The sequence below is a fragment of the Streptococcus sp. CF10-1 genome, from assembly GCF_024295825.1.
GTDB lineage: Bacteria > Bacillota > Bacilli > Lactobacillales > Streptococcaceae > Streptococcus.
The window spans coordinates 80,430-92,714 of the sequence record NZ_JANCPQ010000005.1; the positions used below are offsets into that span (position 1 = coordinate 80,430).

A 12,285-nucleotide genomic window follows, 5' to 3' on the forward strand; every position below is an offset into this window, starting at 1 on the left:
AAAGGAGGGTTTTATGAAAAAACACTTTTGGGAGAAATCCTGTCGCTATAGCATCCGCAAGCTGACGGTTGGGACTGCTTCTGTTTTGCTGGGAGCTGTTTTTCTAGTCAACCACACTGTAGCCGCAGACAGTGTTGAGGTCAAGCAAACTGAACCAACCTCTGTCGAAGCTATCACTAAGCCTGATAGTGAGCCCAAAGCAGCTGAAGCTACTGAAACTACAAAACCGTCTCTAGCCGAGAGTCCAGTAGTTTCCGAAAGCAAGCCAGCTGTGGAGACTCAGACAACAAATAGTCAAGCAAGTGAAGAAGCCATTGTAGAAGCTAAAGAAAATAAGGAACCTGAAAAAATAGATCAGCCGGTGACAAAGCAAGAAAACTATCAACTCAACTACGATCAACCAACAGCTCCCTCCTATGATGGATGGGAAAAACAAGCCCTTCCTGTCGGAAATGGAGAAATGGGAGCCAAGGTTTTCGGACTCATTGGGGAAGAGAGAATCCAGTACAACGAAAAGACCCTCTGGTCAGGAGGACCACAACCCGATAGCACCGACTATAACGGAGGAAACTACAAGGAGCGCTACAAGGTCTTGGCTGAGATTCGTAAAGCCCTCGAAGCTGGCGACCGCCAAAAAGCAAAACAGCTCGCTGAACAAAATCTAGTTGGACCAAACAACGCCCAGTATGGACGTTACCTAGCCTTTGGAGATATCTTCATGGTCTTTAATAACCAGAAGAAAGGACTAGATACTGTAACAGATTATCATCGTGGTTTGGATATCACCGAAGCTACTACGACCACTTCTTACACCCAAGATGAGACGACCTTCAAACGTGAAACCTTCTCCAGCTATCCTGATGATGTCACTGTGACCCACTTGACCAAAAAAGGAAACAAGACACTTGACTTTACCCTTTGGAACAGTTTGACAGAAGACTTGCTTGCTAATGGCAACTACTCTTGGGAATATTCCAACTATAAGAATGGTCATGTCACTACAGATGCAAATGGAATCCTTCTAAAGGGAACTGTCAAAGATAATGGCCTCAAATTTGCATCCTATCTAGGAATTAAAACAGACGGAAAGGTGACTGTTCAGGACGAGACACTAACCGTTACAGGCGCAAGTTATGCGACTCTCTATCTCAGTGCCAAGACCAACTTTGCTCAGAATCCAAAAACCAACTATCGAAAAGACATTGACCTCGAAAAAACAGTTAAAGGGATTGTCGAAGCAGCTAAGGCCAAAGACTACGAGACACTTAAAAATGACCATATCAAGGATTATCAAAGTCTCTTTAACCGCGTCAAACTAAACCTAGGTGGAAGCAAGACTGCTCAAACGACAAAAGAGGCCCTTCAAGGCTATAACCCAGAAAAAGGGCAAAAATTGGAAGAACTCTTCTTCCAATACGGCCGATATCTACTCATCAGTTCGTCTCGTGATCGGACAGATGCCCTTCCTGCCAACCTACAAGGAGTCTGGAATGCTGTAGACAATCCACCTTGGAACGCTGACTATCACCTCAATGTCAATTTGCAAATGAACTATTGGCCAGCCTACATGAGCAACCTTGCTGAAACAGCCAAGCCAATGATCAATTACATTGACGACATGCGTTACTATGGCCGTATCGCTGCCAAGGAATACGCAGGTATCGAATCCAAAGACGGACAAGAAAATGGTTGGCTGGTCCACACCCAAGCAACACCATTTGGCTGGACTACTCCAGGCTGGAATTACTATTGGGGTTGGTCTCCAGCAGCCAACGCTTGGATGATGCAGAATGTCTATGACTATTATAAGTTCACCAAGAACGAAACTTATCTAAAAGAAAAGATTTACCCAATGCTCAAGGAAACAGCTAAGTTCTGGAACTCCTTCTTGCACTATGACAAGGCCAGTGACCGTTGGGTGTCTTCTCCATCCTACTCACCAGAACACGGTACCATCACCATCGGAAATACCTTTGACCAGTCGCTAGTCTGGCAGTTATTCCACGACTACATGGAAGTCGCCAACCATCTGAAAGTCGACCAAGACTTAGTCACAGAGGTCAAGGCTAAATTTGACAAACTCAAACCACTTCACATCAACAATGAGGGACGCATCAAGGAATGGTATGAGGAGGACAGTCCACAATTCACTAATGAAGGGATTGAAAATCACCACCGTCACGTTTCCCATCTAGTTGGTCTCTTCCCAGGTACGCTCTTTAGCAAGGACCAGGCTGAATACCTAGAGGCTGCGCGTGCTACCCTCAACCACCGTGGAGATGGTGGTACTGGTTGGTCTAAGGCCAATAAAATCAACCTCTGGGCTCGTCTGCTGGATGGTAACCGTGCCCATCGCTTGCTCGCTGAACAACTCAAGTATTCAACCCTAGAAAATCTTTGGGATACCCACGCGCCTTTCCAAATCGACGGAAACTTTGGAGCAACCAGTGGGATGGCAGAAATGCTTCTCCAATCTCATACAGGCTATATTGCACCATTACCAGCTCTTCCAAATGCCTGGAAAGACGGTCAGGTTTCTGGCTTGGTTGCTCGAGGAAACTTTGAAGTTAGCATGAAGTGGAAAGATAAAAACCTGCAAAGCTTGTCCTTCCTTTCAAATGTCGGTGGAGACCTAGTTGTAGACTATCCAAATATCGAAGCCAGCCAAATCAAGGTCAATGGAAAACCAGTCAAGGCTACGATCCTTAAAGATAATCGTATCCAGCTTGCAACACAAAAAGGTGACGTGATTACCTTTGAACATTTCCCTGGTCGTGTAACCAGTCTGACAGCCGTTCGACAAAATGGAGTCACTGCCGAACTTACCTTTAACCAAGTAGAAGGCGCTACCCACTATGTCATCCAAAGACAAGTGAAAGACGAAACTGGCCAAACATCTGCGACCAGAGAATTTGTAACTAATCAAACCCACTTTATTGACCGGTCACTCAATCCTCAACATGCCTACACCTATACTGTCAAGGCTATGCTGGGCGAAGTTTCTACACAAGTTTCTGAACAGGCCACTGTCGAAACCTATAGCGAGTTGATGGACGACCGAGACAGCCGTATCCAGTACGGAGCTGCCTTTGGAAACTGGGCAGACTCAGAATTATTTGGAGGAACAGAGAAATTTGCTGACCTTTCAAAAGGAGACTACACAGACGAAGACATCACTGCTACCATTCCTTTCACTGGCGTTGGTATCGAAATCTATGGACTGAAATCGTCTGAACTAGGTCTTGCCACTGCTAAAATTGATGGCAAAGAAGTCGGCGAACTTGACTTCCATACTGCTGGGGCAACTGAAAAAGGTAGTCTCATCAGTCGCTTCGCAGGATTATCTGACGGACCTCACACATTGACTCTTCGTGTGAAACGTGAGCACAAACACCGTGGTAGTGAGCGCTCAAAAATTTCATTAGACTACTTCAAGATCCTAGCAGGAACAGGCAATACGATTGAAAAAATGGATGATCGTGATTCGCGTATCCAGTATGGTGCCCAGTTTAAGGACTGGTCTGATCCTGAACTCTACGGTGGTACGGAAAAATACGCTGATATTAACAACAGCGACTCTAGTGCAGCTTCAGAAGCTCAGGCAACCATTTCCTTTACAGGGACGGGCATTCGTATTTATGGCTTGAAGAGCCTTGCCCTTGGACGAGCACGTGTTACACTAGATGGCAAAGAAATGCCAAGTCTAGACTTCTACACTTCAGGCGCAACCGAAAAGAGAGCCTTTATTGGCGAATTTACAAATCTTACTGACGGTCCGCATACCCTGACATTACAAGTTGACCCAGATTCGCCAGAAGGTCGCAAGAAAATCTCTCTAGACTCCTTTGATATCATCAAAGCTCCAGCTGTTGGTATAGATAGCCCGAGCATCGCGCCTCTTAAGGAAAATGACAAAACCATTTCCTTAAGCCTACCAGCTGGAGATTGGGAAGCCATCGCAGTGACCTTCCCAGGTGTCAAAGATCCTCTAGTTTTGCGTAAGGTGGATGAAACGCATCTGGTTACAAGTGGAGATCAGACTATCCTATCAATCCAAGACAATCAAGTTCAAATCCCAATCCCTGACGAAACCAATCGCAAAGCTGGAAATGCCATTGAAGCTTATACCATTCAAGGAAATACCACAAGCAGCCCTATCGTGGCCGTCTTTACTAAAAAGGATGAGAAAAAGGTTGACGAGAGTCAGCCAACTACAAGCAAGGGAGAGGAACCAGCTCCTACTGTTGACATTCCTGAATACACAGAGCCTATCGGGACTGCAGGGCAAGAAGTGCCACCCACTGTAGAAAAACCTGAATACACCGAACCTATCGGAACGACGGGGCAAGAAGAGTCTCCTACTGTAGAAAAGCCTGAATACACCTATCCTATCGGGACCGTAGGACAAGAAGAGCCTCCTACTGTAGATAAGCCTGAATACACCGAATCTATCGGAACAGCAGGTCAAGAGGAAACTCCTACTGTTGAAAAACCTGAATACACCAAACCTATCGGAACTAGCGGAGATCAGGCCGCTCCAAGCCTTAGCCTTCCTGACTATCCAGTTCAAGTCTTAAAAGATAAGGAGACTGGAGTAGAGATCATCGGTGGAGCCAGCGACTTAGAAGGAATTTCTCACGTTTCCAGCCGACGTGTCTTAGCTCAAGAACTCTTTGGCAAGACCTATGATGCTTACGACCTACAACTGAAAAATCCAACCGATCATAGCTTGCAGCCAAAAGGCTCTGTTTTGGTTCGCTTGCCTATTTCAGCTAGCGTAGAAAATATCTACTACATCACTCCGACCAAGGAGTTGCAAGCCCTTGATTTCACCGTTCGAGACGGAAAGGTAGAATTCATCACTAATCATTTCAGTACCTATGCTGTCGTCTATCAAGCTGCTGGAACAAGCTCTAACACAGAGGAAAAACCAAGTGGTTCAGATGTAGAAACCATAGCACACGAGGCTGAACAACTTTCAGCTAGTCCGAACCTTGCTAAAGCTGGAAATCATTCTCCTAAAGAAGAACTTCCAGCAACAGGAGAAGCGTCCAACCCACTCCTCTTCTTAGCAGGACTCAGCCTAGCCCTTACAGCCACTTTTATGTTAAAAGGGAGAAAGGATGAATCCAACTAACGTTTAATATCACAAAAACAGGATGAAGAACAACTTCATCCTGTTTTATTATGTGACTATTAGTCCGTCTCGCTCCGCAAGGTGCGAGACAAATAAACCACCCGCTATGCGGGTGCGCATCGAAGGTTATACCAAAAAACTCCAAACGCGATACAATAAAGGTGTTCAAGCTAATTGTAAAGCGAAAGGAGAAAAATATGGCACAAAAGGCACATAGTTTATCACACACAAAGTGGATGTGTAAATATCACATTGTGTTCACCCCTAAGTATAGACGAAAAGTAATTTATAATCAATATCGAAGTAGTTTGGGAGAAATATTCCATTGATTATGTAGTTATAAAGGTGTTGAGATTATTGAAGGTCACTTAATGCCTGATCATGTACATATGTTAGTCAGTATTCCACCGAGGATAAGTGTTTCAAGTTTCATGGGGTATTTAAAAGGTAAAAGTGCACTCATGATGTTTGACAAACACGCCAACCTCAAGTACAAGTTTGGGAATCGGCATTTCTGGGCAGAAGGTTATTATGTAAGTACAGTAGGGCTTAATGAAGCCACAATTAAGAAATATATTCAAGAACAGGAAAAGCATGATATAGCACTAGATAAATTAAGTGTAAAAGAATATGAGGATCCCTTTAGGGATAGTGGTAAGTAATACTAAAGCCTCTTTAAGAGGCAAGTGACGAGTCAAGAGCAATGAGGCTTGAACAACGTGAAAGCCAGCGCCTTTAGGCGCTGGCTGGTGATCTGGGCTTATAGCCCTGGTGCAAACCACCCGTTAGACGGGTGGTTATGATTTTTGTCATCAAAAGTTAGTTTTACAGTAGGTATAAAAAGGCTAAGGTCAAGAGACTTGCTAGAAGCCCAACTCCCCAAAAGAAGAAGTCAACCTTCCACTCGCTCCAAGGATTACCCTTGCCTGAGAATCCTCCAAGCTCAAAATGGTGATGCACAGGTGTCATACGGAAAATACGCTTTCCACCACTAAGTTTGAAGTAGGTAACCTGCATCATAACAGAGCTTGTCTCAAAGACATAGATAATCCCAATCAGCAAAAGGGTCCATTCTTGATGGAGGGCCATAGAGATTGCTGCCAGCATCCCACCTAGTGCCAAACTTCCCACATCTCCCATAAAGACCTTGGCAGGCTTGTGATTAAAGACGAAGAAGCCTAGCAAACCACCAATCATGGCAAGAATCACAAGAAGGATATCCAGTTGATTTTGCATATAAGCAATCACACCGTAGGCCGATAAGCTAATCACTACGGAAATACTTGCTAAGCCATCAATCCCGTCAGTCAGATTCACCGCATTTGAAAAGCCAACTAGCCAGAAAAGGGCAAAGAAAATATAGAAAATACCCAGGTGAACTTGGTAGCCAAAAACTGAAAGCATGTCACCACCACGCTCATAAAAGAGGTAGAAAATCACTCCTCCAAGCAGCTGGAGAGCAAGTTTTTGCTTGGGATTTAAGCCTTCGTTGATTTTACGAAAGACCTTGAGAAAATCATCCAAAAAACCTACCAAACCATACAAAACCAAGATAAACAAAATCATGCCTACATTGTTGGTCAATTGTTGGGTAAAGAGAGCGTCAAGGAAGCTCACAACAACTGCAACGATCAGGAAGACAAGACCTCCCATGGTTGGAGTCCCAGCTTTAGCTTGGTGTTGCTTGACATCCTCGTGCATCTGCTGACCTGTAATCTGTGCTTTTCGATAAAATCGGATAAAGGCTGGAATACCTATCAAGGTCAATAGAAAGGCTAGAATTCCAGCACTAATGGAACTAATCATCTTAATCTCCTAATGTTACTTTCATTTTTTTAATATCTTTGAGGGCTGTATTGGCACGGACACTTTGTTTCTTGACCGTTTTGCCACTACCTTCCCACTCGACTTCTATATTCAGCCATTTGGCAAATGTTTGCACATTTTCATCTGTCCATCCATACATATCAGGCATTTCTTCGACCTTATCTGACAGGATCAAGATTTGCTGATTAGCTTCCAAATTATCTCCTTCAGAAACCGAGAGTTCCTTGATCTTGGTTCCTGTTCCAATAACGATTGGTTGGACAAGGTTGCGACGCAATTCCTCTGCTAGGTCACCTGGAGTAAAGTCCTTGGTAGCTGGCATGACATAGCTTGTCGTCGTGCTGACCTGATCCAAGCTCTTGGCGGTTGACTGAAGATTGAGAGATTCTTTCATAGCTGAAGCCCGCTCCAAGATTGGGGTGGCAAATTCTCCCAACTGGATACCTGAATAATGCTCAGGCTGTTGAACCGTTACATACAAGATAAAATCAGGATTTTCAGCAGGATTCATAGTCACAGCTGAGAAAATATAATTGGTAGAACCAACCAAGTATCCTCCATTTTTCTCATCAGCGATTTGAGCCGTACCGGATTTAACTGCTACATTTTGTCCAGGAACTGTTATAATTGGCTTTCCTGTGTAGTGATTATACATAGTTCCATATAGAGGGTCCGTCCCAACTAATATCATGTTAGTACGAGTCAAGCTTGCTGCATCTTCAGATACAGGTTTTCCTACAATCTCTTTTTGAGACTTTCGTACAGACTGATTGTTAGTATCATAAATAGCACTTATAAATTTTGGCTCCAGCATAACTCCATCATTAGCAATAGCTGTAAAGGCACGAAGCATTTGTGTTTGTGTCACTGAAATTCCTTGCCCAAATGAGCTTTGAGCAATACTAACAATATTATCAGCTGGAAGTTGACCAGCGTATTCATCTGTCAAGCCAAAGCGAGTTGGAACCCCAAATTTAAAGCGTTTTAGATAATCCAACCAAGTAGCATCTCCCATTTTTTGTTCAAGTAGACTCATTCCAACATTACTGGAGTGAGCGAAACCTTGTAAGAAAGTCATCATCCCACCACTAGTCAAACCTTCATTGACGTCCCAATCTCGAGTCGTCGCATCCGCTATTTTGAATTCACTGCTATTGAAGTATTCTCCGCTTGGGAAGGTATTGTTATCAATGGCTGAAGCCAACATCATCACTTTCATGGGGGATCCTGGCTCGTAGTTACTTTGATAAAGAATATCTCGCCAGACAAAGTCTTTCGTAATACCATCCTTGGTATCGGCATTGAAGGTCGGACGTTGGGTCGTAGCGAGGATTTCCCCTGTTTTAGCGCTGACCAAGGTAGCCGTCATATACTTGCCTTTTACCTTTTCCTGGAAGGCATCCATCTGGGTTTCCATAAAGGATTGCAAAGGACTAGAAAGGGTTGTGTAAACATCCTTTCCGTCTACCATGTGTTGGGAAGCCTGCTCCGTACCCGGAACAATATTTCCTAGACGATCCTTCTCATAGGTGATAATCCCATCTGTACCCGCCAGAATGCTATTTAAGGAACTCTCCAAACCAGATGTCCCAATCAAACGTTTGGTTCCATCCTCATTTTCATGGAGTTGCGCTAAACCGATAAAGGAAGAAGCAAACTGTCCATTGGGATAACTGCGGTTAGGGCTAGTTGTAAAGTCAACCCCCTCAACCCCAGCTGTTTTGAGGTCATTTTTAATGGCCATCATATTGGCATAGGTGATCCCATTTCCTTTTGTACCAAACGATACCTGTTTCAGATTGGGCTGAGCAAGTTGTTCTGTCACATAGGACTCATCCATCTCTAGGTATTTATGAAAAATTTCTGCAACTTTACTAAATTGTGAATCTTCTACATAAAGAACTTTTCCAGTAGCCGACTTGTAGGTCTTGTCAATAACAGCATACACATTATAAGAAGTTGCATCTTCTGCTATTGGCGTTCCATTTCGATCATAGATGGTTCCTCGTTTCGCCGGAATAGTCTTAGTTGTCTGGTGAACCTTCTTAGCCTCTTTGACCAAGTCCTTACCAAATTTTTTACCCGTTCCGATAATGACCGCAAAGTTGACCAAAAAGACAGCGAAGAGTATGACAGCCAATAAACTCAGGCTTTTCCCTACTCTTCGACGATTTTCTTCTGGAGATTTACGGTTACGAACGGCATAACGGATGATTTTTTCTTTCCACTGTTTCATTTCTTACTCCGCTGCTCGGATATTTTCGTTATTTAGCTGCAAATCCTTGGAATTTGCAATTTCTTTCAAACGTTCTGAACGAATCAATTCATTGACCTCTTGCTTGGCATCGTCTAGCTCGGTTTTCTTTTCTTCGATTTGAGCATTGACCTTGGTCAATTCATTCTGAACTTGTAGTAGCTTGGTCTGCATAAACACAACGCTAATTGCCAGGATAATCATTGTTGCAGCAATCGAAACATAGAAGGCCTTTTCCACACGTGAAAAACCTTTAAACTTCGTTTGCAATAACTGGCTTGTTTTTTCGATTCTTTCTGCCATGTTTTTCCTCTTACTTGTGAATTTTTCTAGCCACGCGCAACTTGGCTGAATGCGAACGATTGTTGGCTTCTAGTTCTTCGGCACTTGGCAAGATTGGCTTACGGGATACCAATTCCATCTTAGGCTTAAGGTCATCTGGAATGAAGGGCAAGCCTTTGGGAACTTCCACTGTTGAAGCTTCCTTGAATAATTGCTTGGTCAAGCGGTCTTCCAGCGAATGGAAGGTAATGACCGAGATTCTACCATCCAGAGCCAGCATGTCCATGGCCTGCTGGATGGATTCATCTGCAGCGCCCAGCTCATCATTGACTTCGATTCGGATAGCCTGGAAAATCTGCTTGGCAGGGTGCCCCTTTTTCTTGAGCTCCTTGGCAGGCTTGGCCGACTTAATAATCTCTGCCAACTCCGTCGTTGTCTCAATGGGTTTCACCTCACGCGCTTGCTCAATCTTACGAGCAATCTGTTTAGAGAATTTATCCTCACCATACTTAAAAAAGATACGAACCAAGTCATGATAATCATAATGATTGACCACCTCATAGGCAGTCAGACTAGCTTCCTGATTCATGCGCATATCCAGTGGTGCATCTTTTTTATAAGAAAAACCACGCTCACGCTGATCTAGCTGAGGACTGGAAACTCCCAAGTCATAACAAATTCCATCAATTTCTTGAACACCAGCCTCCTGCAAACGTGCCTGCAAATGACGGAAGTTATCCTTGATAAAGGTTACCATCCCCTTTTCGATATAGGGTGCCAACCGTTTTTGCGCATTGTCAATGGCATTCTGGTCCTGATCAAAGGCATAGAGATGCCCTTTTTCGCTCAATTTACTTAATAAATATTCGCTATGGCCTGCTCCGCCCAAAGTCGCATCAACGTAGATACCGTCAGGTTTCACGTCAAGCATATCAATCGTTTCATGAAGCAAGACCGTTACATGATGAAATTCTTTTGTCATATCTTATCTATTTTACCACAAATCTGACCAGCTTGCACTTGTCAGACAAGGCTAAGTTTCTTCGAAAAAAATTCCCAAAAATATGTCGCATATACTTGACACCCTACCTCCAAAAGAATATAATATAGTCAAATATATGCGACATATCAGAAAGGAGACCCTATGAATCGTGTCAAAGAATTCCGTAAGGAACTGGGCATTTCCCAGCTCGAGCTCGCCAAAGATATCGGTGTCTCGAGACAGACCATCAACATGATTGAAAATGACAAGTACAATCCAACCCTGGAACTCTGCCTCAATCTCGCCCGCAGCCTCCAAACTGACCTCAATAGCCTCTTTTGGGAAGACGATTTTTAAAAAAGGAGCAAACAAATGAAAAAAGAAACTCTCACTGAAAAACTCATCAAACGCATATACGGTATTTCTGGCCCCCTTGACGAACACAAACGGCGCGAGGCTGATCGTATCGGGAATCAGGTCTTTATCGTTCTCTTTTATCTGATGACATTTGGCAACCTCATCCCCTTTGTCCTTGCTTATAAATACCCACAAATTGTCGCTATCGGCTATCCTCTCGTGGTGTTTGGCATTTCGATGATGGCTGCCCTCTATGTAGTCTCTCAAACCAAGAAAACGGGCATCACAGCTATTGATCCCGAAATGCTGAGTCAAAAAGAAAGTAAACAGCTACATTTTCCGGGTCTAAAAGCGGGTCTGATCTATGGCATTGGCATGTTCTTTGGAATACCGCTTCTGAACGTCCTAACCGATGATAGCAAGGATTATCTTGGTTCTCTTTTAAATACAGGACATTTTGTATCAACTATCCTAGCTACCCTCTTCTTCGGAGTGACCATACAAATTATCGTCTCTCTTCGCATTCGAAAAGCCAAGAAAGACCAAGAAGACGACTAGGAGGTTCCTTATAAAATCACTAGCTAGACTACTGATCAGTCATGTTTTTATCAGTATCTTTAGATTATACCTTGAAAAGTTCTTGAAGGGAGGAAAATTCCTGAAATGTTGAATTTTGGAGTTAAACAATAAAATAACTAAAAAATTTTTTAAAATCACTTGATTTTTATCCAGTAATATGCTAGACTATATATATCTAGTATATCGCTAGATATTATCTAGTGATATACTAGTACGATTTGGTATGTTTCTAGCATATCTGAAATAAATATTTATTGGAGGTCAAATTTATGGCTGTTACGTATAGCGTCGCTCTCCCGGTAGTCGGGATTGATATTTGCTCAGCAAAAGAAGTTCTGGATGCGCACTTAGAGAAAGCTAACGAGGTCGGTTCTGTATACTTCAGCACGAGTAACAGAATGGATCCTAAAAAACTTACGAAAGTAAGTAAAATATTGCTTGTGAGTAAAGAATTTACTTATATTGCTGATTTGGTACTTTACCAATATTTTAATAAAAAATCAGCTCCTTTGGATGCTGCCGTTTATGCTCCAAGCTTGTTTGCAGACGATCAAGATTATCACTGGCTGAAACTTAAAAATATCAGGGAAATTAGCTTGGATGAATTGAATACTTTTCAAATGATAAACAAGGAAGCCCAAAAAAAATACGATGGTGTTGGGAACTATGTTGAAAATACAGGACGCTTGCAAGTGTTCTATGCAAAAAAATAAGCTAATTGTAACCAACAACTAGAAAAGAGCATTTCGTTTATACGAGATGCTCTTTTATCTGTAAAATTTCTAGCTTATTAAACTAGAAACTCAGATTTGATGGCCCGAATCAAGTTTTCCCTAGTATTTCTAACAATCTGTATTATTTTTAGCT

The 12,285-nt window shown here is 42.9% G+C and carries 8 protein-coding genes and 1 pseudogene; 5 read left to right on the forward strand and 4 right to left on the reverse strand.

Annotated features, from left to right (window positions below; translation table 11 throughout):
• The first annotated feature begins 13 nt into the window (after positions 1-13).
• Both NMM25_RS07490 and tnpA read left to right on the forward strand, forming a co-directional pair.
• A complete protein-coding gene (locus NMM25_RS07490; protein WP_254736443.1) occupies positions 14-5,137 on the forward strand; it encodes an SIALI-17 repeat-containing surface protein in 5,124 nt (1,707 codons plus the stop codon).
• Between the two features lie 197 nt (positions 5,138-5,334).
• A pseudogene (tnpA, locus tag NMM25_RS07495) lies at positions 5,335-5,799 on the forward strand (IS200/IS605 family transposase).
• A 163-nt stretch (positions 5,800-5,962) separates the two neighbouring features.
• On the opposite strand, the gene mraY reads toward tnpA, so the two are convergent.
• Genes mraY through rsmH form a run of 4 tightly spaced genes read right to left on the reverse strand, consistent with a single transcriptional unit; the run spans position 5,963 to position 10,482 of the window.
• Positions 5,963-6,943, reverse strand: a complete 981-nt coding sequence (mraY, locus tag NMM25_RS07500; protein ID WP_254736444.1) for a phospho-N-acetylmuramoyl-pentapeptide-transferase — start codon at positions 6,941-6,943, stop codon at positions 5,963-5,965.
• Between the two features lies 1 nt (position 6,944).
• On the reverse strand, positions 6,945-9,200 hold the full coding sequence (gene pbp2X, locus NMM25_RS07505; RefSeq protein WP_254736445.1) for a penicillin-binding protein PBP2X: 2,256 nt from the start codon (positions 9,198-9,200) through the stop codon (positions 6,945-6,947).
• A 3-nt stretch (positions 9,201-9,203) separates the two neighbouring features.
• Positions 9,204-9,521: a cell division protein FtsL gene (gene ftsL / locus NMM25_RS07510; protein ID WP_000840795.1), complete on the reverse strand. Its 318-nt coding sequence runs from the start codon at positions 9,519-9,521 to the stop codon at positions 9,204-9,206.
• A 10-nt stretch (positions 9,522-9,531) separates the two neighbouring features.
• Entirely contained in the window at positions 9,532-10,482 is a 951-nt protein-coding gene (gene rsmH, locus NMM25_RS07515; RefSeq protein ID WP_000159388.1) for a 16S rRNA (cytosine(1402)-N(4))-methyltransferase RsmH, read from the reverse strand.
• A gap of 162 nt (positions 10,483-10,644) precedes the next feature.
• Between rsmH and NMM25_RS07520 the strand changes: the two genes are divergently transcribed.
• The 3 genes from NMM25_RS07520 (at position 10,645) to NMM25_RS07530 (ending at position 12,131) form a co-directional block, all read left to right on the forward strand.
• A complete protein-coding gene (locus tag NMM25_RS07520; RefSeq protein WP_001082470.1) occupies positions 10,645-10,839 on the forward strand; it encodes a helix-turn-helix transcriptional regulator in 195 nt (64 codons plus the stop codon).
• A gap of 15 nt (positions 10,840-10,854) precedes the next feature.
• On the forward strand, positions 10,855-11,397 hold the full coding sequence (locus NMM25_RS07525; protein ID WP_254736446.1) for a DUF3278 domain-containing protein: 543 nt from the start codon (positions 10,855-10,857) through the stop codon (positions 11,395-11,397).
• 290 nt (positions 11,398-11,687) lie between these two features.
• Positions 11,688-12,131, forward strand: coding sequence for a hypothetical protein (locus NMM25_RS07530; protein WP_254736447.1), 444 nt, complete (start codon positions 11,688-11,690; stop codon positions 12,129-12,131).
• The last annotated feature ends 154 nt before the right edge of the window (positions 12,132-12,285 follow it).

What these genes read in the sequence shown, in the direction of transcription:
- NMM25_RS07530 (WP_254736447.1), top strand. Translation starts at nt 11,688, where the DNA reads ATGGCTGTTACGTATAGCGTCGCTCTCCCGGTAGTCGGGATTGATATT.
- NMM25_RS07520 (WP_001082470.1), top strand. Translation starts at nt 10,645, where the DNA reads ATGAATCGTGTCAAAGAATTCCGTAAGGAACTGGGCATTTCCCAGCTC.
- NMM25_RS07490 (WP_254736443.1), top strand. Translation starts at nt 14, where the DNA reads ATGAAAAAACACTTTTGGGAGAAATCCTGTCGCTATAGCATCCGCAAG.
- pbp2X (WP_254736445.1), bottom strand. Translation starts at nt 9,200, where the DNA reads ATGAAACAGTGGAAAGAAAAAATCATCCGTTATGCCGTTCGTAACCGT.
- ftsL (WP_000840795.1), bottom strand. Translation starts at nt 9,521, where the DNA reads ATGGCAGAAAGAATCGAAAAAACAAGCCAGTTATTGCAAACGAAGTTT.
- rsmH (WP_000159388.1), bottom strand. Translation starts at nt 10,482, where the DNA reads ATGACAAAAGAATTTCATCATGTAACGGTCTTGCTTCATGAAACGATT.
- mraY (WP_254736444.1), bottom strand. Translation starts at nt 6,943, where the DNA reads ATGATTAGTTCCATTAGTGCTGGAATTCTAGCCTTTCTATTGACCTTG.
- NMM25_RS07525 (WP_254736446.1), top strand. Translation starts at nt 10,855, where the DNA reads ATGAAAAAAGAAACTCTCACTGAAAAACTCATCAAACGCATATACGGT.